The sequence below is a fragment of the Salinibaculum sp. SYNS191 genome (genome assembly GCF_037338445.1).
Taxonomy (GTDB): Archaea; Halobacteriota; Halobacteria; order Halobacteriales; family Haloarculaceae; genus Salinibaculum; species Salinibaculum marinum.
This window is the reverse complement of sequence record NZ_CP147838.1, coordinates 1,714,305-1,735,423: the sequence shown is the minus strand read 5'-3', so window position 1 is coordinate 1,735,423 and position 21,119 is coordinate 1,714,305. Positions and strand designations below refer to the sequence as shown.

Below are 21,119 nucleotides of genomic sequence, written 5' to 3'. Positions count from 1 at the left end.
CTACAGCTCCGCGGAGTAGACGTTCGCCTCGAACTCCTCGTCGCCCATCTCGACCGTCGTCTCGGCGGTGTGCTCGAAGTGCTTTGCGTAGAAGGCGTTGCCCACGTCGTTGGCCGCCAGCACGACGTCCTGGAGCCGGCCCGCGCCCTGCTCGGCGAGGAACGATTCGGCGTGGTCGAGCAGTTGCGTCCCGATGCCCTCGGCCCAGTAGTCCGGCGAGACGTAGATGCTTATCTGGCCGGTGTCGCCCTCCTCGGGGGCCTCGCAACTGACGTAGCCGACGACGCTGTACTCGTCCTCGGCGACGAACAGCGTCACCGAGGGGGTGTCGATCGCCTCCTCCAGGAACTCCACGGAGTAGCCGTAGGCCAGCATCTCGTCGATGACGTTCTCGGGGACGAACGCGCTGTAGGCTTCCCGCCAGGAGGCCCGGGCGACCCGCTGTATCGCCGGGATGTCGTCGCCGGTTGCGCGCCGTATCGTGACATCTGGCACCATATCACATTATTGCCCGGTTCGGCTGATAAGTATACTGCCGCTGGCAGCACTCGCCCGGCCCAGGCCCGTCCTGAGCCGTTCGGAAACCTCTTTGTGGGCGCGCATCCGCTGGTGGAACATGTCGCTGGTCGTCGACTGGCGGGTGAGCGTCGGACTCGTCGGGACAGTCTACCGCTATCTCTCCGTGCCGCTTTTGGGACCGGTCGGCGTCGCCCTCGTCTACGGGGAGGACCCGCTGCCCTTCCTGGTGACCATCCTCGTCGCCGTCGCCGTCGGGACGGCCCTGGAGTGGCAGGCCCCGGACGACGACCTGGGCCACCGCGAGGCGTTCCTGCTCGTCGCGCTGACCTGGCTCGCCGTCCCGCTTCTGGGGACGCTGCCCTACGTCATCGCCGGTAACGGGACCGTCGCCGCGCCGGTCGACGCGCTGTTCGAGAGCATGAGCGGGTTCACGACGACCGGCGCGACGGTGCTCGGGGACATCTCCTTCGAGACCCACTCCCACGCGATGCTCATGTGGCGACAGCTCACACAGTGGCTCGGCGGGATGGGCATCATCGTCCTGATGGTCGCCATCCTGCCGGAACTCTCCGTCGGCGGCGCGCGGCTCGTCCGCGAGGAAGCACCGGGCTTCGACCTCACCAAACTCACGCCCAGGATTCGAAAGACGGCGCGCATCCTCTGGGCCATCTACATCGCGCTCACCGCCGCCGCCGTCGTCGTCTACTACGGGCTCCACCTGGCCGATGTCGCGCCGAACATGGGCCTCTACAACGCCGTCGCCCACGCCCTGTCGAGCCTGCCGACCGGCGGGTTCTCCCCCGAGGCCCGCAGCGTCGAGGCCTTTTCACCGGCTGCCCAGTGGGCCATCATCCTGTTCATGGTCGTCGCGGGCACGAACTTCGCGCTGTTCTGGTACGCCGCCATCGGCGAGCCAGGGGAACTCCTCGGCAACGGCGAGTTCCGGGCGTACCTCACTACGATGGCCGGCGTGAGCGCGTTCGTCGCCGCGCTGTTGTTCACGGGGGTCGGCCTGGCGACGGTCCCCGAGAACGTCCCTGCCATCGCCGGCGACCTCGAACACGCCGCCCGGCAGGCCGTCTTCCAGGTCGTCGCCATCGTCACGACGACCGGCTACGCCAGCATGGACTTCACCACCTGGAGCGAGGCCGCACAGGTCGTCCTCCTGTTCGCCATGTTTCTGGGCGGGTCGGCGGGGTCGGCGGCCGGCTCGGTGAAGATAATCCGGTGGTACGTCGTCGGGAAGTCGCTGCGCCGGGAACTGTTCACGACGGTCCACCCGGAAGCGGTCCGACCGCTGCGCGTCGACAGCAGCGTCATCGACGAACACACCTTCCGCGGGCTGGTGACGTTCGTCCTCGTCTTCCTCGTCATCTTCGCGCTGTCGACGGTCGTCGTCTTCGTCGAGGGCGTCACCAACCCCGACCTGTCGCTGTCGGCGCTCGAAGCCACGAGCGTCGCCATCGCCACGCTGGGCAACGTCGGCCCCGGTTTCGGCGTCGTCGGCCCGATGAACTCCTTCCTGCCCTTCTCCGACCCCGCGAAGCTCTACCTGGTCGCCCTGATGTGGATCGGCCGCCTGGAGATTCTGTCCATCCTGGTCATCCTGACGCCCTCGTACTGGCGGCGGTAGGGTCGACCCGGTGGGACTCCGTTTGGCGGTCTCTGGTGGGTTTCCCGGCCGCTGAGAACCGGACGCAACCTTAAGACTCTCTCGTCCCTAGCGAGGGCGTGACCGAATCGAACGAGACGGGACAGTCGAGCGACGAGACGACGGCCGACGTGGTCGTCAGCGACACGCCGTTCGTCGACGTCGGCATCCTCGCCGACCATCTTTCGGACGTCGGCGTGACAATCGACGCGGTCGATACGACCGACGAGGCGACGCTGCGCCGGCGGGCCAGCGACGCGGCGGCGCTGATTCTCGACGTCAACAGCCCGCTCCCGGCCGACGTCGTGGCGGACCTCGACTCGCTGGAGGTTGTGGCCCGCGCCGGGATGGGCCTGGACAACGTCGACGTCGACGCGGCCCGTGCGGCGGGCGTCACCGTCACGAACGCCCCCGACTACGGCGTCGACGAGGTGGCGACCCACGCCGTCTCGCTGCTGCTGTCCTGCCGGCGGGGCGTCGCCGCCCACGACCGCGACGTCCGCGGCGGGGAGTGGAACTGGCGCACCGACCGGCCCCAGCCCCGGATTCGCGGGTCGACGCTCGGACTGGTCTCCTTCGGTGACACCGCCCGTCGCGTCGTCGACCTCACCCGGGGATTCGAGTTCGACGTGCTGGTCTACGACCCCTACGTCGACGACGGGACCGTCGAGGCCGCCGGCGCGACGCGGGTCGACTTCGAGACGCTGCTCGCCGACTCGGATATGGTGTCGATACACGCCCCGCTGACCGAGGACACGCGGGGGATGTTCGACGCCGCGGCGTTCGAGCGCCTGCCCGACCACGCCGTCGTCGTCAACGTCGGCCGCGGCGGTATCGTGGACGAGCGCGCGCTCGCCGAGGCGCTGGCCGCCGGCGAAGTGGCCGCCGCGGGGCTGGACGTGCTGGCGGTGGAACCCCCGGACGAGGACAACCCGCTGTGCGGTCGCGACGACGTCGTGGTGACGCCCCACACCGCCTGGTACTCCGCGGACGCCAGGGAGCGCCTGAACCGGACCGTCGCGGAGGACGTCCGCCGGGTACTCACGGGCGTCGAGCCCGAACACCCCGTCGCTTCGGGACCGGTCGGGGCCGACTGACCGGGCTGCGGTCTGGTTCGCTACAAGTGGTCAGCGACCGGAATCACACGGGCTACTGTCTCTCACGTAGTCCGACAGCGGCTGGGAACTACTCTCATAAATGCGCCAGCCGACAGTTCGAGTATGCCGGAGGATACAGCGTCGGCGGACGACGACTCGTCAGAGGCGGAGGGTGAGGACGAGGCCCGGACGGACATCCTGCGCGCCGACATCGACCCCGACCCGGAGACGGCGGAGTACGACCTGCTGGAACTCATCGCCGACGTCGACGGCCGGGAGATAGAGGAACTGCCGCCGTTCTACACCCAAGTCGGGCACTTCGTCGAGCGGCTGTTCGAGCACCCGCCAGCACAGGAGGCACAGATGCAGATCGAATTCTCCTACGCGGGCCATCGCGTCAGGCTGAACCAGCAGGGACAGGTGACGCTTCTGAACGTCAAGAACTCGATATCGAGCGGCTGAACGGGTACGTCGTCCCCCCGGCGGTCCGTGAAGCGAAAATTTATACAGGCGACACTCCACCCATCGCGTATGGACGTGGTCACGTCGGTAGTACAGCGGTCCGCGTGAGTCCGGTCCTCGTCGTTTTTGGACCCTCTTCGCCGCCCAGCCGATGTTGTACCACAGTCGAGCATGAACTATGAGTGAGATACCAGACGACTACGACCCCGACAGCGTCGAAGAGACCTGGCGCGAGGAGTGGCGAGAGATGGACGTCTACGACTTTGCGGGCACCAAACCGGACTACGTCATCGACACGCCCCCGCCGTACCCGACCGGCAACCTCCACATCGGGAACGCGCTGGGGTGGTGCTACATGGACTTCGCCGCGCGCTATCACCGCCTCCAGGGCGACGACGTGCTCTTCCCGCAGGGCTGGGACTGCCACGGCCTCCCGACCGAGGTGAAAGTCGAGGAGAACGAGGGCATCCACCGCACGGACGTCCCCCGCGAGGAGTTCCGCGAGATGTGCATCGAGCACACCGAATCGCAGATCGACGCGATGAAGGACACGATGCACACGCTCGGGTTCTCCCAGGACTGGAACCACGAGTTCAAGACGATGGACGACAGCTACTGGGGCGAGACCCAGCGCTCGTTCGTCCGCATGGCGGACGACGACTACGTCTACCGGGACGAACACCCCGTCAACTGGTGTCCCCGCTGTGAGACCGCCATCGCCGACGCCGAGGTCGAGACCGAGGAGGGCGTCGACGGCACGCTCTACTACATTACCTTCGACGGCATCGACAACGACGACATCGAGATCGCGACGACCCGACCGGAACTGCTGGCGGCCTGCGTCTCGATGGCCGTCGACCCCGACGACGAGCGCTACGAGGACCGCATCGGCGACACCTTCGAGGTCCCCATCTTCGGCCAGGAGGTCGAACTCATCGCCGACGACGACGTCGACGGCGACTTCGGGACCGGCGCGGTCATGATCTGTACGTTCGGCGACAAGCAGGACGTCGACTGGTGGGCCGAGTACGACCTCGACCTCCGGATGGTGTTCACCGAGGACGGCCGTCTCACCGACGAGGCTGGCGAGTACGCGGGCCTGGAAATCGACGAGGCGAAGGAGGAGATCGTCGAGGACCTCCACGCCGAGGGTTCGCTCAACAGCTCCGAACCAACCACCCAGAACGTCGGGCAGTGCTGGCGGTGTGACACGCCCATCGAGATTCTCTCGAAGGAACAGTGGTTCGTCGAGGTCCGCCAGGACGAGATTCTCGAAACGGCACAGGACGTCGACTGGGTGCCCGAGCACATGTACGACCGCCTGGAGGACTGGACCGAGGGAATGGAGTGGGACTGGGTCATCTCCCGCCAGCGCGTCTTCGCGACGCCCATCCCCGCCTGGTTCTGCGAGGACTGCGGGTACACCCACATCGCCACCGAGGACGAACTGCCGGTCAAGCCGACCGAGGACGAACCCGCAATCGGCGCCTGCCCGGAATGTGACGGCGACAACTGGCGCGGCGAGACCGACGTGATGGACACTTGGATGGACTCCTCCATCACGCCGCTTTTCGTCCGCGGGTGGCCCGAGGCGGAGTTCGAGCCGACGGCACTGCGCCCGCAGGGCCACGACATCATCCGGACGTGGGCGTTCTACACCCTGTTGCGGACCGCCGCCATCGAGGACCAGATTCCGTGGGACGAGATTCTCGTCAACGGGATGGTCTTCGGCGACGACGGCAACAAGATGTCCAAATCCCGCGGCAACTTCGTCCAGCCCGAGGAGGTCGTCGAGGAGTACTCCGCCGACGCCTTCCGGCAGGCGATGGCGCTGGGCGGCCAGCCCGGCAGCGACATCCAGTTCCAGTGGAAGGAGGTCAAGTCGGCCTCGCGGTTCCAGACGAAGGTGTGGAACATCACCCGCTTCGCGGGCCAGCATCTCGAAGCCGACCGGGAACCGCTCTCGGACCCGGCCTACCGCGACGTCGACCGCTGGATTCGCTCGCGCTGTTCGCGCGTCGCTGACAACGTCGCCGAGCACATGGACGCCTACCGCTTCGACGCCGCCCTGCGCGAACTGCGCGAGTTCGTCTGGCACGACCTGGCCGACGACTACCTCGAACTCATCAAGGGCCGCCTCTACGAGGGCCGCCCCGGCGAGCGCGACGCCGCCCGGCAGGCGCTGTTCCAGACGCTGTCGGCTTCGATACGGATGCTCGCGCCATTCGCGCCGTTCCTCGCGGAGGAGGCCTGGCACGCCCTGCCCAGTACCGAGGGTTCGATTCACGCCACGGAGTGGCCGACGCTCGACGCCGTCGACGAGGAAGGCGAGGCCGCGGGCGACCTCATCGCAGACGTCGCCTCGACGATTCGCGGCTGGAAGTCCGACGAGGGGATGGCGCTGAACGCCGACCTCTCGAAGGTCGAGGTCTACCCCGACGAGACGCCGGAGGCCGCGGTCGACACCTACGACCTCTCCGAGGCGGTCAACGGCCCGGTCCACGTCCGCGAGGGACGGCCCAGCGTCGAACTCGTCCCGGTCGACATCGATATCGACCACTCCGTCATCGGGCCGGAGTTCCGTGACCAGGCCGGCGCGGTCGTCGGGGCGCTGGAAGCGATGGACCCCGCCGAGATTGCGGCCGAGAAGGCTCACGGCGGGGAGATAGAAGTTGACCTGGGCGAGGAGAGCGAGGCGCAGAGCGCCTCGGAAGAGTCGAGCGGGTCGCGAGGCGGCGAAGCCGCCTCGAACGGGACGGCGGAGCCGTCCCCCAGCCCGCGAGAAGTCGCGCTCGTCCCCGGCGACGCCGTCGACGTCCGGGAGGAACACCGCGCGGAGAGCGGCGAGGAGGTCGTCGTCCTCGAATCCGACGGCGCGACCGTGCTCATCTACCCCTGACGAAGGGGCCGTTCTGTCCAGAGGGATTCAGTCGCTCGCGAGTCGGTTTCCGTCCGGCACTTGGCGTCGAGAAGCGGCTGCTGGAGCGTGAGACTGACGCGGAAAGAGGGAATTGTAGGTGGGGGTGGGGGGAAGTTGGGGGGGTGGCACCCAAACGGGTGCGTTCTCAGTTTTGCACCTGATAATTATCAAGCTTGTGTTCTCGTAGGTCCCTGATACGTTCGGCTTTGCTCCGCGCCGGCGACTGACAACATCCAGACAGTTGCTCGCGGGTATTGGTGGGCAGTATTCCTTTGTACGTCGGGTTCGTACCGGGTTCTGTGACGACCGTCGCACCGCCCGGCGAGGGGTTGCACATCCGCCCCGTCGAGCGTGCGGACCTGCTCGCGGTCCACCGCATCGAACAGGGCTCGTTCCCGCAGCCGTGGCCCTTTACAGCCTTCGAGCAGTACCTCGACGAACCGGGCTTTCTCGTCGCCGAGGACGGGGCCGTCGTCGGCTACGTCGTCGCCGACAGCGTCCCCAACCACGGCCGACCGCTGGGGCACGTCAAGGACATCGCCGTCCGCGAGGACCGCCGCGGCGAGGGTATCGGTGCCGGCCTCCTGGAGCGGGCGCTGGGCGTCCTCTCGGCGCAGGGCGTCGGCTCGGTCAAACTCGAAGTGCGGCAGTCCAACACCCGCGCCCGGACGCTGTACTGCCAGTACGGCTTCGTCCACCGCCGGACGGTGCCCCGGTACTACAGCGACGGCGAGGACGCCCTCGTGCTCGTCCGCGACCAGTAACTCCTTTGGCTGTCTGTCGCCTGTCACCAGTATGGGATACGCCTGTCCAGTCTGTGCCGACCCGCAGGCCGACGCGGTCCACCTCGCCAACCACCTCGCCTTTACCGCGCTGGCTCGCGGCGGCGACCACGAGGACTGGCTCGACGAGACCGTTCCAGAGTGGGAGTCGCTGGACGAGGAGACGCTGGCCGACGCACTCCGCGACCACGCCGACGAGATGGAGTACCCACAGGTGTTCGAGGACACGACCGGCCAGCACGACCACGGGGAGGGTCGCGACGGCACAGGTGGCGGCCAGGGCGGCGACGTGCCCGACGCGATGCTGGAGCAGGCCCGCGCGCAACTCGACGACGCGGAGGTGGCCGACGCCGAGGACGTGCTTGCGGAGGCCCGGGAACTGACCGCGAAGCGCCGCGAGGACGCGGACGACTCCGAAACCGAATAGGGCTCCCGACACCAAGCGGGGTGTATGGACACAGAGGGGCTGTTCACGCCCGACACCGCCGCCGATGCCCGCGAGTGGTACGAGGGCGTCGGACCGACGGCACAGGAGGTCGTCAGGGAGACCACCCGGGCGATGTCGTTCGACGCCGAGGAGTACGACCGCCGCGTCACCGGCGAGGTCATCGAGACGGCGCGGGACGCGCTCTTTGCCTCGCTGCTGGAAGTCCGCGTCGGCACCCGCGCGGAGTACGAGGACTGGCTGGCCGACACCGACCGCTCGGTCGCGGAGTTCGGGAGCGAGCACGTCGACAACGTCGTCTGGCACGTCCCTGGCTTCGGCGACGAGGCCGTCGCAGCCACCTACCAGGACGAGCGCCAGGCCGCCGTCTCGACGCTGCGCCGGCAGGCCTTCGGCCGCATCTACCGCGAGGTGGTCTGATGCGCCGGCGGACCCGGAACTTCATTCTCGCCGTCCTCGCCGTTCTCGGCCTCCTGCTCGCGCTCGGTGCCGTCCCCGGACTGCTCAAGAGCGGCGACCCCTACCACATGACCGCGACGCCCGTCGGCGAGTGGGAGGGCCCCAACGCCACAGTCGGCGACGACGCGACACCCGTCAACGTCACCGCGCTGGAGGAGCAGCGGTACCGCTTCACGTACGCGGCAGTCGGCGACGCCGACGTGAGCGCGAACGAGACGGGGCGCTCGGACCCGTACTGGCGGGGACCGACCGGCCTTAAGGAGACGTTCACTCACTCGCCGTTCGACGAGATACGCGCGCTGGAGGAGCAGAACCCGCGTGCGACCGCCGCCGACGGCGTGTACGTCCACGACAACCGCACGGTGTATCTGCTCGCGGTGACACAGGAGACACAATGAGCGACGACCACGACTGGCCCATCATCGAGTCGAAGACGGAGTACGAGACGGGCTGGTACGACGGCGGCTACGACCTGGTCGAACAGCCCGACGGCACCGAGAAGAAGTACTACTGGGCCGCGCTCCCGCCGGCCGTCGTCATCGTCGCCCGCACCGACGAGGAACTCATCATGGTCGAGCAGTACCGCCCGGCCATCCGCGAGCAACATCTCGAACTCCCCGCGGGCATCGTCGAGGACGGCGAGTCCTTCACCGAGGCCGGCGCGCGGGAACTCCGCGAGGAGACGGGGTTCGACCCCGCTGGCGTCTCGCTGCTGGAGGAGTTCTGGGTCTCGACGGGCGTCCTGCGCCACCGCCGGGGCATCGTCTTCGCGGAGGGGCTGGAACCCGTCGCCGTCGACCGCGACTCCAACGAGTTCCTCACCGTCGAGACGGTCCCCATCGAGGACGCCCTCGACGTGGCCCGCCGCCAGCCGACCAACGACGCCACCATCGAGGGCGTCCTGCTCGCGCAGGTCGAGGGCCTGCTCTGAGGTCCGTTAGCAATTTGTTCACGGACGCCGAGTGACGGTACATGGACGGCGAAATCGAGCCCGACCGGCTCGAAGCCAAACTCGACAGCGACGACGAGCCCCTGGTCGTTGACATCCGCAACCCCGAACAGTTCCGGCGCGGGCACATCCCCGACAGCGTGAACCTCCCGCTCGCGGAACTCACGCTCGGCGTCGAGGACGTCGCGGCGGCCGACCACGTCGTCACCGTCTGCCCGCACGGCCAGGCCAGCATCAAGGCCGCCCGGCTCATTTCTGCCTACGAGGGATTCGACGGTCGCGTGGACAGCCTCCGCGGCGGCCTGACGGCGTGGGAGGGGCCACTGGAGCGTGACGCCGAACCTGCCGGTGCCGACGAGGGTCCCGACGCCCCGTTCTGAGCGGGTCGGAAGGCGGTCGACGGGACTGGCCCTGACTCGCTACTGTTCCTGTGCCGGCGCGGACTGGACGCCGGTAATCTCGAAGCGCGCGCCGCCGTCGTCGCTGTCGGTGACGGTCACCGTCCAGCCGTGGGCCTCGGCGATCTCCCGCACGATGGCGAGCCCGAAGCCGGTCCCCTCCGCCGAGGTCGAGAAGCCGCTCTCGAAGACGCGGTCGCGGTCGCTCTCCGGGATGCCGGGGCCGTCGTCCGCGACGTAGAAGCCCGCGCCGCCGTCGAGGGTCCCGATGGTGACACGGACGTCCCCGCGGTCACCTTCACCGTTGGTCTGCTGTGGCGGACTGCTCGCGGAGCCGTGCTCTACGGCGTTCCGGACGAGGTTCTCCAGGAGCTGCTGGAGCCGGGAGGGGTCGGCCAGTACCGTCGCCTCGGCCTCGTTGGCGAGCGTCGCGCCGTCGGTCTCGACGGTCTGCCAGCACTTCGCCACCAGTTCGCCGAGCGCGACCGGCCCCACCTCGCTGACCTGCTCGCCCTCCCGGGCGAGCGTCAGCAGGTCGTCGACGAGCGCCCCGATGCGGTCCAGGGCGTTCGCCGCGCGGTCGAGGTGGTCGCTGTCGCAGTCGGCGGCGGCCAGCTCCAGGTGTCCGTCGGCGACGCTCAGGGGGTTCCGGAGGTCGTGGCTGACGATGCTGGCGAACTCCTCCAGACGCTCGTTCTGCCGTTCGAGCGCGCGCTCGCGCTCCTTGCGGTCGGTGATGTCGCGGCTGAGCCCGATGACGCCGACGATGGCCCCGTCGGCGTCGCGGTAGGGGAACTTGTTGCTGAGGAACACCCGCCGCTCGCCGTCGACGGTCCGGACGACCTCCTCCGTCTCCGGTTCGCCCGACTCCATCACGCGCCGGTCGGCGCTGCGGCTCCGGTCCGCGCTCTCCCCGTCGAAGACCTCCGAGACGTGCTTGCCGAGTATCTCATCGACGTCCATCCCGAAGACGTCCGCGAGCGCTTCGTTGGCCAGTTGATACTCCCCGGCGCGGTTCTTGACGTATATCGCGGTGTCGGCGTTCTCGATGATGGCCGCCAGTTGCCGCTCCCGTTCCTTGCGCTCGGTGACGTCCCGCGTGAACCCGACGACCCGGACGACCGCGCCCTCGTCGTCGACGATGGGGTGGCCCTTGACCCAGACCCACGTCGGGTCGTCCGCACCGTCCAGGAGGCGGAACTCGACGTCGATGGACTCGCCGTCGGAGAGCTGCGCCATCGCCCGCTCGACCGACTCGCGGTGTGCCGGGTGAACCCCCTCCAGGAAGTCCCGCGGGTCCTCGCGGAGTTGCTCTGTGGGCCGGTCCCAGACCGACTCGTACCCGGAGACGAACAGCAGTTCCTCCCAGTCGGCGTCGAACATCCAGAGGCAGTCGGTCGTGCTCTCTGCGACTTCCCGAAGCCGTTGCTGACTCTCTGCGGCGTCGCGCTCCGCGCGGTACTGGTCGACGGCGTTCTCGATGCGGTTGGCGAGGACGGCGTACTGTCCCGTCCCGCTCCCCTTCTGGAGGTAGTCGGTGACGCCCGCCGAGATGGCGTCGCTGGCGACCTCCTCGTTGCCCTTGCCGGTGTAGAGGATAAAGGGGAGGTCGGGGTCGCGCTCCCGGACGGCTTCGAGGAACTCGATGCCGTTCTGCCCGGGCATGTCGTAGTCGCTGACGACGCAGTCGAACTCGCCCGCTGCCAGCCGCTCCAGCCCCTCGCCAGCGCTGGTCGCCGTCTCCACGGCCAGCCGGTCGGCCTCCCGCGTCAGGAACTCGGCCGTCGTCTCGGCGACGTCCGGGGAGTCGTCGACGTGGAGGACCCGGACCGTGGCCGGCGGGCGCTCACTCATTATATGTTTCTAACACGAAACCGGTTGATAACAATTTGGGCAGTTTCCGCTCGATTGCCGGGCCGCCGGCGGCGACGGTCCAGCGTGTCCCGTCGCGGCGGTTCACCCAAGCGTGTAGGTGTCGAACCGCCGGACTGCGTAGCGGTAAGAGACGAGCGGCGCGGCGACGAGACCGGCCAAGAGGGCCGCAGCGACGAGAAACAGCGTCTCCGCGCCGACGGTCAGGCCGAAGGGCAGGAGCCAGCTGACGAGGAAGGCGGCGGTGGCACGGACGCCCTCGTCGTAGACGACTGCGAGGGCCGCGGTAGTCCCGACCAGGTGGACGGTGAACAGAGCGAACGCCAGCAGGCTCGGGATGACGGTCTCCATCGAACGGGTGATGTTGACGGCCTCGAACCGCGGGAAGGCGATGCCGATGCCGACCGACAGCGCGCTGGCGACGGCCATCAGGACCGGCGTGGCGACGACCAGCGCCAGCGTCGTCTCGGTGTCGACGGGGCTGACCAGCGCCGCGGCGGCGGTCAGTGCGAGCCCCAGCGGGACGGCGACGATGAGACTCGCCAGCAGGTGCGCGTGGACGAACCGCCGGCCGTCGACCCGGCTGAGAAGCGTCGACGGGAGGCCGGCCCCCTGGTCGCCGAGCGGGTTCAGCGTGAAGATGACGCCGGCGGCCCAGGTGACGAAGACGAGCGTCCCGACGGGCAGGTACGGCGGCACCTCGCCAGTCTGGAGGATGTCCGCGACTATCCCGACGGCGAAAAAGAGGGGATAGGCGGCGTAGAGGAGCTTCATCGGCGCGCGAATCGCCCGCCGCCACGCTAGGACGACCAGCGCGGCCGTCGGGACGCCCAGCACCGGGGCGAGACGGCGCTCTAGCCCCGGCTCGGCGGCCTCCGCGGGCGTCTCGGGTTCGGGTTCGCCGGCCAGCGCCGGGTCCGAGAACCAGTGGGCTTCGGCGACGCGCGTCCCGGCGACGGTGCCGGCGAGGCCGAGTGCCAGCGCGACGCCGACGGCACCGACGGCACGCACCGGCGTCGCGGACAGCGTCGGCGTGCCCAGGAACAGCAGGTCGGCGAACCAGCCGGTCGGCGACGCCTGGAGCGGCTCGAACAGGCGGACGACGGCGGCGTTCAGCGACCCCGTCGCGACCAGCGCGAAGTAGACGGCGAACACCAGCACGATGAGCCGGCCCTTGTTGCGCGCGACGAAGGCGAAGCGAGTGACGAAGTGGCGCAGGCCCAGGCCGAGGGGGTAGCCGATGGCGACGATCGGCACGGCGACGGCGGCGACGCCGAGTGGCACCGTCAGCGCCGGCCAGACCGTCCCGGTGCCCACCGCGAGGCCCACGCCAATGCCCAGCGCGGGGCCGCCGAGCCACAGCAGGACGTAGACGTACTCCGCGAGCAGCAACCCCAAAAGCGCCTGCCGGGTCGGGACGATAGTCAGGACGCCCTCGGCGTTCGTCAGCGTCCCGCGCTGGCCGATGGCACGGACGATGACGACGACGGAGCCAATCACGCCGAAGACGGCGACGAGACCCCGCGCAGCGACGATGCCGTTCGCGGCGACGTCGCTCAGTTCGCCGGCGACCAGCGACGCGCCGAGCCGGGAGGCCCCGTACGCGCTGGCCAGCGTCGCGACGACCAGCACCAGCCCGAACACCACCGTCGAGATAACGCGCCCGGCGCTCTCGCTCCGGTCGGTGTGCTTGCGCAACATCCGCGTCACGTCGATGCGCGCCAGGCGGACGACGTGGTTCAGGGCGCTCATCGCGACTCTCCGCCGACCTCCTCCTCGGCGTGGTCGGCCGTCACGGAGAGGAACACGTCTTCCAGGCTGCTGCTCTCGCCGCGCTCGGCCCGCCGCTTGAGTTCCGTCGGCGACCCCTCCGCGACCAGGCGACCGTCGTTGAGCACGCCGACGGTGTCGGCGAGTTCGTCCACGACCGAGAGGATGTGCGTCGAGAGGAAGACGGTCGTCTCGTCGGCGGAGAGGTCGGCGATGAGGTCCTTGACCGTCCGGGCGGCCCGCGGGTCCAGCCCCGACGTGGGCTCGTCGAGAAAGAGCACCGTCGGCTCGTGGACGACCGTCTGGATGAGCCCGATTTTCTTGCGCATCCCTGTCGAGTAGCCCTTCTGTCGCCGGTCGGCGGCGTCTTCGAGGTCGAACCGCTCCAGGTAGTCGGCGATGCGCTCGTCGGCCACCTCGCCGGGCACGTCGTGGAGGGCGGCGACGTGGCGCAACTGCTCGCGGCCGGTCAGTTCGTCGAACAGCGGCGGCTCCTCCGGCAGGTAGCCGACGTGGTCGATGAGCGCGTCCCGGTCGCCGATGTCGACGCCGACGATGCGGGCCGACCCCGCCGTGGGCCGCGTCAGCGTCGTCAGCATCCGCATCGTCGTCGTCTTGCCCGACCCGTTCGGCCCGAGGAAGCCGTAGACGGTGCCGTCCGGGATGGCGAGGTGGAGGGTGTCGACCGCCAGCACGTCCCCGTACCGTTTGGTCAACCCGTCGGTCTCGATTGCGAGGGGCTCGTCGCCCGACGTGTCGGGTGCGGCGTGCTGGTCGGGTATCTGTTCGCTCATACCCGTCCGTACGGCGGATATGTACTTCAACCTACGAGTCCGGCTGCCAGCCGTGCAACTCGTCGTACGGCTTATATACCGGTTCCCGCTACGCTCCGTCGCGCTGAGCGGTGGTGGCTCGGTGGAGAGGTATCATCACAAGGGGCTGAGCGGGGGTAACGTCTCGTCATCGCCACCGGCGTACTCTCGGTGACCCAGGGAGAAAAGTGCCGCGCACCGCGCGTCGCCCACGGTCCGGTCCCGCTCTGGTCCCCGGTGGGCATCTGGTCCACTGGAACGGTGTTCCGTCGCCTATCGGTCGATGCCGCCGTCCTCGCCGTCCGCGACGAGCGCGGCCACTTCGTCGGGGATGACCCGGGCCATATCGCCCTCCATCGTCCGCTTGAGCGCCGCGGTGGCGGCTCCGTACGCGAGCGCGTCGGGGACGGTCCCGCCGTCCAGGCGGTGCGCGAGGTAGCCGCCGACGAAGGCGTCGCCGGAGCCGACCGGGTCCACGGTGTCGGTCTCGAACGCCGCCTGCTCGTGGACAGCGTCGTGGACCGCGAGCGCGCCGGCCTCGCCGCGGGTCACGACGACCGTCTCGAAGCCGTAGTCGTCCGCGAGGCCCGCTGCGACCGCCTCGGCGTCCCCCTCGCAGTCGAGCACGCTCCGGGCGTCCCGCTCGGCGACAAAGAGCGCGTCGACGTGCGGGAACAGCCCCGTCAGCGTCTCCCTGGCCGCGTCGGTCGTCCAGAGCTTCGACCGGTAGTTGACGTCGAGGGCGGTCGCGACGCCCGCATCGGCGGCGGTTTCGAGCAGTCGGGCCGTCGTCTCGGCGAGCTGGTCGGACAGCGCGGGGGTGATGCCGGAGACGAAACACCGGTCGGCGTCGCGGACCCGCGCCAGCGGGAGGTCGTCGGGCGCGAGTTCTCTGACTGGCGTCTCTCCCCGGTCGTAGACGACGGTCTGCCCGCGGGGGCGACCGCCGCGTTCGAGGTAGTAGGTCCCGACGCGGCCGGTGTCGGTCCAGGTCACGAGCGGTTCGACGCCCTCCCCGCGGAGGGCGTGGACGACGCGCTCGCCGAGGGCGGTGTCGGGCAGCGCAGAGCACCACGCGCTGTCGACGCCGAGGTTCGCCGCCGCCACGGCGACGTTGCTCTCCGCGCCCCCGACGTGGACGTCGAACCCGTCGACACGGGAGAGGCGCTGGCCCCGCGGCGGCGACAGGCGCAGCATCGTCTCCCCGAAGGTGACCAGCCCGGTCATGCCTCGTCGAACAGCTCCTCGCCGTCGACGAGGTGGTCGGCGACGGTGTCCATGTCGAGCGTCACGCCCAGCCCCGGCTCCTCGGGGACCTGGATGTACCCGTCCTCGATGACCTCGCCCTCCACCAGGTCGCTCCACCAGCCGAGTTCGTAGGAGTGGTACTCGACGGCCAGCGCGTTGGGGATGGCGGCCGCGACCTGCGCGCTCGCCATCGTCCCCACCGGCGAGGCGACGTTGTGCATCGCGACCGGGACGTAGTACTGGTTGGCGACGTCGGCTATCTTCCGCGTCTCGCGCATCCCGCCGACCTTCGGGAGGTCGGGCGCGACGATGTCGACGGCACCGTCTTCGAGCAGGCGGCGGTGCTCGGTCACCCGGTAGCGGTTCTCGCCGGCCGCAATCGGCGTGACCGTCGACTCGGTGACCTGCCGCTGCACGTCGAGGTTCTCCGGCGGTACGGGGTCCTCCAGCCACCAGACGTCGTAGTCTTCCAGCGCCGCGGCCAGTCGCTTCGCGGAGCCGCCGGAGAACGTCCAGTGACAGTCGAAGGCAACGTCGGCCCGGTCGCGGACCCGCTCGGTCACCGCCTCGACGATGCTCGTCTTGTGCCGTATCTCGCCCGGCCGCAGGTGGCGGTTGGCCCGGTCCTTCTCGTGACCGGAGGGCACGTCGAGATCGAACTTCAGCGCGTCGTAGCCCAGGTCCTCGACGACCCGTTCGGCCTCGTCGGCACACGCCTCGGGGTCGGCCTCGCTCTCGGTGTGGCAGTCGCAGTACACCCGGACCGCGTCGCGGTACTTCCCGCCCAGTAGCTGGTAGGCGGGAATCTCCAGCAGCTTCCCGGCGAGGTCGTGCAGCGCCAGTTCGATGCCCGAGATGGCCGTCACGGTGACGCCCTCGACGGAGCCCTCGCCGGACATCTTCTGGACGAGGTGTTCGTACAGGCGGTCGATGTCCAGCGGGTTCTCGCCGACGAGAAACGGCGTCATCCGCTCGATTAGCTCCGGCACGCCCGCGCCCCAGTAGGCCTCGCCGGTGCCGGCGACGCCCGCGTCGGTGTACACCCGCACCAGCGTCCACGGGAAGTTCCCGTCGACCATCGCCGTCTGGACGTCGGTTATCTCGACGTCGCGCGGCCCCCGGGAGGCCGTCAGGCCCATCGTCTCCCCCGAGAGGTTCCGCATCGTGTACTCCGCGTTCGGGTCGTGTAAGGACCCGTAGTCTCTGCTCATGCGCTACCCTCCGCGTCCATCGACTTAGGGGTTGACAGTGTACTCATGGGCTCCGTCTCCGTGGTCCTCACAGCACTCCGAGTTCCCGCAGGTCCGTCTCCAGGGCCGCCCGCTGCGCGTCGTCCATCGTGCGCAGCGGCGCGCGCAGTCCGCCGACGTCGAAGTCCGTCTCGCGCAGCGACAGCGCGGTCTTGACGCCGGCCATGTACGGCCCGCGTTTCATCGCCGACCGGACGTCGAAGACGGTCGACTGGAGCCGCTGGGCCTCGTCCTCGTCACCGGCCGCGTAGGCGTCGTAGAGGTCGACGACGAGTTCGGGGAAGACGTTGGCGACGGCGCTGACCAGCCCGGTGCAGCCGAGTTCGAGCCCGGCGAACAGCAACGAGTCAGAACCGACGAGGAAGTCCATGTCGGGATTGGCGTCGATAGCCTGCGCGAGCCAGGGGACGTCCTTCGAGGAGTCCTTCAGCCCGGCGACGCCGTCGAGGGCCGCTATCCGCCCCAGCGTCTCCAGCGAGAGTTCGTTGCCGGTCTTGCTCGGGATGTGGTAGACGTAGACCGGGACGTCGACGGCCGCCGCGACCGAGCGGTAGTGTGCGACCGCGCCTTCCTCGTCCAGCGGGTAGTAGTACGGCGTGACGACGACCACGCCGTCGACGCCGACCGACGCCGCGTGTTCGGCGTTGGCGACCGTCTCGCGCGTGCTCGGCGCGCCGACGCCCGCGATGACCGGGACGTCGACGGCGTCGGTGACTGCCTCGACGACCCGGCGGCGCTCCCCGGCGGTCAACAGCGCGAACTCGCCGTTGGTCCCGAGCGGGAAGACGGCGTTCGCGCCGCCGTCGACGACGAACTGTGCGTGGGCGGCGGTGGCGTCCGGGTCGACGTCGCCGTTACCGTCGAAGGCAGTAACCGTCGGCGGGACGACGCCGGAGACGTCGGGCGAGGCTGTCGTGTCGGATGATGTGGGTGTCATGTGTACTCAGTCGAGGTCGGCGAACTGGGTCAGTGCGAACGCGGTCCGGAGCATCTCGGCGGCGTCGCCGCGGTCGAAGACGAGCCTGTCGGTGGCGGTGACGTGGTCGAGGACGTGCTGTGAGGCGTGGTCGGGTGCTGCGGCGATGCCGGCGTCGTGGTCGTCGACCCACTGCATGACGCGGAGGTCGCTCTTGGAGTCGCCCATGACGAGAGCGAAGGGGTCGTCGATGCCCAGCACGTCGAAGGCGCTCTCGACGCCGGCGACCTTGTTGAGTTCGAGCGACCCGACCTCGGCGGCGTCGGCCTCGTAGTAGGCCACGTCGATGCGCTCGAACAGCGCGCGGAACGCCTCGGGCACTGCCTCGGCCCCCACGTCCGCCCGCTCGTCCAGCGCCGCCAGCACGTCGTGAATCTCCGGGTCCGTCTGCCCGTAGTAGGCGCGTGCGTATCCCGCTACGTCCTCCTCGGCACCGACGACGCCGGCGACGCTGGATTCGACGAGGTCGAGGAGGTAGACGAGTGCGTCGTCGATGACGGCGCGCGCGTCGTCGCTGCCGGTTTCGAAGTTGGGCTTGAGGGTGACGTTGAACTCGTTGCCCTGGAGGTGACAGCCCCGGCGGAGGTCCTCGGGGGCGTCCGAGAGCACGCCCGAGCGGACGCGCCTGAACACCTCGCGTATCTCGTCGTCGAGGCCCTCGTAGAGGAGTTGCTTGGTGTCGGCACCGTGGCCGGGCGTGAAGACGCCGGTGCCGGCCTCGTAGACGATGCTGATGTCGCCGGAGTGGACGAGTTCGTTACCCAGGCCCTGGATGAGAAAGCCCTTGACGTTCTCTAAGGTTTGCCCCGTGCAGATGACGATAGGCATTCCCCGGTCGTGGAATCGGGTGAGGAGATGGAGGGTTTCGCGGGGAATCTCGTTGTCCGTATTACCCGCAGAGCGCAGCGTCTCGTCGACGTCGAGCACGAGCACGTTGATGCCGCGGCCGTGTTTCGTGTAGAGGTCCAGCGCGTTGAACGCCTGGTTCCGGGTCGCGTGGCTCGCCAGCGTGGCGAACGTCTCGCCGACGTTCGGGAACGCGTCGCTGACGTCCCCCTTCAGCTCGTCCAGTTCGGTGCTGGCGTCGTGCCACTGGTCGAGGGCGACACGGGAGTCGACGGGTGGAAAGAGGTCGACGAACTCCTGGTAGGCACGGAGCCTGTCCGTGTCGAACTCCTCGTACAGCCGGTACAGCAGGTCGTAGCGTTCCATGGGTCGGGCGATCGGAGTGACTCGCAATCGCGTCTCTATAACTATTTACTCGGAAACCGGTAAATATTTTTCCATCCGGGAGAGAGGGAACGACATGGACGCCATCGCTATCGAGGCGGGCGCGGACCGGCCCCGACTGCTCGACGTTCCGCGCCCCGACCCCGCGCCGGGCGAGGCGCTGGTGCGGACGCTCCGGGTCGGCGTCGACGGCACCGACCACGAGGTCATCGCGGGTCACCACGGCGGCATGCCGGCCGGCGAGGACTACCTGGTGCTGGGACACGAGGCCGTCGGCGTCGTCGAGGACCCCAACGGGACCGACCTCGACCGCGGCGACGTCGTCGTCCCGACGGTCCGCCGACCGCCGCCGTCGGGACCCAACGAGTACTTCGAGCGCGGCGAGGCCGACATGGCCCCGCCCGAGGCGACCGTCGAACGCGGCATCGACGGGGCTCACGGGTTCATGAGCGAGTACTTCACCAGCCCCGCCGACTGTCTCGTTCCCCTCCCCGACGAACTCGCGTCGTGGGGCTTTCTGGTCGAACCCATCAGCATCTCCGAGAAGGCGCTCGAACTGGCCCGCGCCTCCCGGTCGTCGTTCACGTGGGATCCGGAGACGGCGCTCGTCCTCGGGAACGGCTCGCTCGGGCTGGTGACCGTCGCGATGCTCGTCGACGAGATGGACGTGTACTGCCTCGGCCGGCGGGACCGCCCGGACCCGACCATCGACATCGTCGAGTCACTGGGCGGGACCTACGTCGACTCCCGCGAGACGCCGGTGCCGGAGATACCGTCGGTCCACGAACCGGCGGACCTCGTCTACGAGGCGACCGGCTACGCGAAACACGCCTTCGAGAGCATCGAGGCCCTCGCACCCAACGGCGTCGCGGCGCTGCTGGGCGTCCCCGACCCCTGGGAGTTCGAAGTCGACGGCGGCCGCCTCCACGAGGAACTCGTGATGAACAACAAGGCGGTCGTCGGCAGCGTCAACTCCGGTCCGCGGCACTTCCGCGCCGCAATCGAGACGCTGGCGGCCCTCCCGTCGTGGTTCCTGGACGACTTCGTCACCACGGTCGCACCCGTCGACGACTTCGCTGCGGCCTTCGAACGCGGCGATGCCACCATCAAGACTGCCGTGGCCTTCGACTCGCCATGACCCTCCTGGTCCACAGTGGACAGACTCTTTTAGCAATCGCTCCGAGTGTCTGACATGGCCAACGAGGAACTCTCCGGGAACCTCGCACACCTCGGCGAGCGCTTCGACTTCGGGGAGTACGAGATAGAGGCGTACCTCGCCGTCCTCCGGCACGGGAAACTCACCGCTTCGGAAATCGCCGAACGGACGGACATCCCCCAGCCCCGCGTGTACGACACCGTCCGAAGTCTCGCCGACAACGGGTTCGTCGAACTCCGGGACTCCCGCCCGCTGGAGGTCCTCGCCATCGACCCGGCGGAGGCCTTCGGGAACGTCCGGACGACGCTCGACGACCTCGTCGAGGACCTCGAACAGCAGTACATGGCTCCCTCTCGCGACGCCGAGGCCGTCTCGCTGGTCACGTCGCGCCAGACCATCCTCCGGTACCTCGCTGACGTCGTCGACCACGCCGAGTACGAACTCGTCCTCTCGCTGACGCCCGACCTGCTCGCCCGCTTCGAGGACGACCTGGCCGCCAAGCGCGACGCCGGCGTCACCATCGAACTCCTCCTCTCCCCCGCCGCGGACGTTCCCGGGGCGGACGAGTTCGACTACACGCGCGTCGCAGCCGTCGCGCGCGCTCGCCGCGGACTCACCACGCCGGTGGTCGCCGTCGCCGACGGCACCTACTCCGTCTACACGACGCGGACGGCGCTCCAGAGCGACGGCGACGACTACGGCGTCATCTTCAACCGCTCGGAACTGGGCTTTCTCGTCCTCGGCTTCCTGAACACCGTCGTCTGGCCTTCCGCCACGACGCTCGTCGAGAGCCGGAACGAGCGCCCGTTCCCCCGCCGCTACGCGACAATCCGCCGGTGTGTCAGGGACATCAGCAACAGCGAGGGGACGTTCTACGCGTCCGTACGGGGCCGGGACGTCGAGTCCGGCGAGTACCGGACCGTCCAGGGTCCTGTCGTCGACATCTCGGTCAGCACCACCCGCGAGACTGCCGCCATCACCCTCGACGTCGGCGGGGAGACGGTCGACGTCGGCGGCCAGGCGGCGGCCCTGGAGGACATCGAGGCCTACGAACTGGCCGTCGACCGCGACTCCCCGCCGGACCTCGACGCGAGCGACGCGTCGTAACCTCTCTGCCCGTCGC

Annotated in this window: 20 protein-coding genes; 12 read left to right on the top strand and 8 right to left on the bottom strand. The window is 69.0% G+C overall.

Going from position 1 to position 21,119, the window contains the following annotated elements; translation table 11 throughout:
* Positions 1-498 (bottom strand): GNAT family N-acetyltransferase, encoded by a 498-nt coding sequence (locus tag WDJ57_RS09415; protein WP_338905833.1) that lies wholly within the window; start codon positions 496-498, stop codon positions 1-3.
* 118 nt (positions 499-616) lie between these two features.
* On the opposite strand from WDJ57_RS09415, the gene WDJ57_RS09410 reads away from it, so the two are divergent.
* The 10 genes from WDJ57_RS09410 to WDJ57_RS09365 all read left to right on the top strand — a co-directional run bounded on the left by WDJ57_RS09410 (position 617) and on the right by WDJ57_RS09365 (position 9,664).
* Positions 617-2,152: a TrkH family potassium uptake protein gene (locus tag WDJ57_RS09410; RefSeq protein WP_338905831.1), complete on the top strand. Its 1,536-nt coding sequence runs from the start codon at positions 617-619 to the stop codon at positions 2,150-2,152.
* A gap of 98 nt (positions 2,153-2,250) precedes the next feature.
* On the top strand, positions 2,251-3,267 hold the full coding sequence (locus tag WDJ57_RS09405) for a C-terminal binding protein (protein WP_338905829.1): 1,017 nt from the start codon (positions 2,251-2,253) through the stop codon (positions 3,265-3,267).
* A gap of 123 nt (positions 3,268-3,390) precedes the next feature.
* Positions 3,391-3,729 carry a HalOD1 output domain-containing protein gene (locus WDJ57_RS09400; protein ID WP_338905828.1) on the top strand — a complete coding sequence of 113 codons (339 nt, stop codon included), beginning with the start codon at positions 3,391-3,393 and terminating at the stop codon, positions 3,727-3,729.
* 178 nt (positions 3,730-3,907) lie between these two features.
* Positions 3,908-6,628: a valine--tRNA ligase gene (locus tag WDJ57_RS09395; RefSeq protein WP_338905827.1), complete on the top strand. Its 2,721-nt coding sequence runs from the start codon at positions 3,908-3,910 to the stop codon at positions 6,626-6,628.
* 320 nt (positions 6,629-6,948) lie between these two features.
* Entirely contained in the window at positions 6,949-7,413 is a 465-nt protein-coding gene (rimI, locus tag WDJ57_RS09390; protein ID WP_338905825.1) for a ribosomal protein S18-alanine N-acetyltransferase, read from the top strand.
* 31 nt (positions 7,414-7,444) lie between these two features.
* The gene (locus WDJ57_RS09385) at positions 7,445-7,858 is read left to right on the top strand and encodes a DUF5810 domain-containing protein (protein WP_338905824.1); all 414 of its coding nucleotides are present in this window, start codon (positions 7,445-7,447) and stop codon (positions 7,856-7,858) included.
* Between the two features lie 24 nt (positions 7,859-7,882).
* The gene (locus WDJ57_RS09380; RefSeq protein WP_338905823.1) at positions 7,883-8,296 is read left to right on the top strand and encodes a DUF5809 family protein; all 414 of its coding nucleotides are present in this window, start codon (positions 7,883-7,885) and stop codon (positions 8,294-8,296) included.
* The gene (locus WDJ57_RS09375; protein ID WP_338905822.1) at positions 8,296-8,733 is read left to right on the top strand and encodes a hypothetical protein; all 438 of its coding nucleotides are present in this window, start codon (positions 8,296-8,298) and stop codon (positions 8,731-8,733) included. The genes WDJ57_RS09380 and WDJ57_RS09375 overlap by 1 nt, the downstream gene beginning before the upstream one ends.
* Positions 8,730-9,266, top strand: coding sequence for an NUDIX hydrolase (locus WDJ57_RS09370; protein WP_338905820.1), 537 nt, complete (start codon positions 8,730-8,732; stop codon positions 9,264-9,266). The genes WDJ57_RS09375 and WDJ57_RS09370 overlap by 4 nt, the downstream gene beginning before the upstream one ends.
* Positions 9,267-9,307: 41 nt before the next feature.
* Positions 9,308-9,664 (top strand): rhodanese-like domain-containing protein, encoded by a 357-nt coding sequence (locus tag WDJ57_RS09365; protein WP_338905818.1) that lies wholly within the window; start codon positions 9,308-9,310, stop codon positions 9,662-9,664.
* Between the two features lie 39 nt (positions 9,665-9,703).
* Here the strand turns inward: WDJ57_RS09365 and WDJ57_RS09360 are convergent, their stop codons facing one another.
* From WDJ57_RS09360 to WDJ57_RS09330, 7 genes are all read right to left on the bottom strand, one after another.
* Entirely contained in the window at positions 9,704-11,536 is a 1,833-nt protein-coding gene (locus tag WDJ57_RS09360) for a PAS domain-containing protein (RefSeq protein WP_338905816.1), read from the bottom strand.
* Between the two features lie 102 nt (positions 11,537-11,638).
* Positions 11,639-13,306, bottom strand: coding sequence for a hypothetical protein (locus WDJ57_RS09355; RefSeq protein ID WP_338905814.1), 1,668 nt, complete (start codon positions 13,304-13,306; stop codon positions 11,639-11,641).
* A complete protein-coding gene (locus WDJ57_RS09350) occupies positions 13,303-14,118 on the bottom strand; it encodes an ABC transporter ATP-binding protein (protein WP_338905813.1) in 816 nt (271 codons plus the stop codon). Before WDJ57_RS09350 ends, WDJ57_RS09355 begins: the two co-directional genes overlap by 4 nt.
* Before the next feature lie 291 nt (positions 14,119-14,409).
* Positions 14,410-15,363: a bifunctional 2-dehydro-3-deoxygluconokinase/2-dehydro-3-deoxygalactonokinase gene (gene kdgK1, locus WDJ57_RS09345; RefSeq protein ID WP_338905811.1), complete on the bottom strand. Its 954-nt coding sequence runs from the start codon at positions 15,361-15,363 to the stop codon at positions 14,410-14,412.
* Positions 15,360-16,595 (bottom strand): mandelate racemase/muconate lactonizing enzyme family protein, encoded by a 1,236-nt coding sequence (locus tag WDJ57_RS09340; RefSeq protein ID WP_338905809.1) that lies wholly within the window; start codon positions 16,593-16,595, stop codon positions 15,360-15,362. The genes kdgK1 and WDJ57_RS09340 overlap by 4 nt, the downstream gene beginning before the upstream one ends.
* Positions 16,596-16,662: 67 nt before the next feature.
* Entirely contained in the window at positions 16,663-17,571 is a 909-nt protein-coding gene (locus WDJ57_RS09335) for a dihydrodipicolinate synthase family protein (protein ID WP_338905807.1), read from the bottom strand.
* Positions 17,572-17,577: 6 nt separating this feature from the next.
* Entirely contained in the window at positions 17,578-18,822 is a 1,245-nt protein-coding gene (locus WDJ57_RS09330) for an HAD family hydrolase (protein ID WP_338905806.1), read from the bottom strand.
* A gap of 94 nt (positions 18,823-18,916) precedes the next feature.
* Here WDJ57_RS09330 and WDJ57_RS09325 point away from each other — a divergent pair, with 94 nt between their 5' ends.
* Positions 18,917-19,978: a glucose 1-dehydrogenase gene (locus WDJ57_RS09325; protein WP_338905805.1), complete on the top strand. Its 1,062-nt coding sequence runs from the start codon at positions 18,917-18,919 to the stop codon at positions 19,976-19,978.
* Between the two features lie 54 nt (positions 19,979-20,032).
* On the top strand, positions 20,033-21,103 hold the full coding sequence (gene trmB / locus WDJ57_RS09320; RefSeq protein WP_338905804.1) for an HTH-type sugar sensing transcriptional regulator TrmB: 1,071 nt from the start codon (positions 20,033-20,035) through the stop codon (positions 21,101-21,103).
* Positions 21,104-21,119 lie beyond the last annotated feature (16 nt).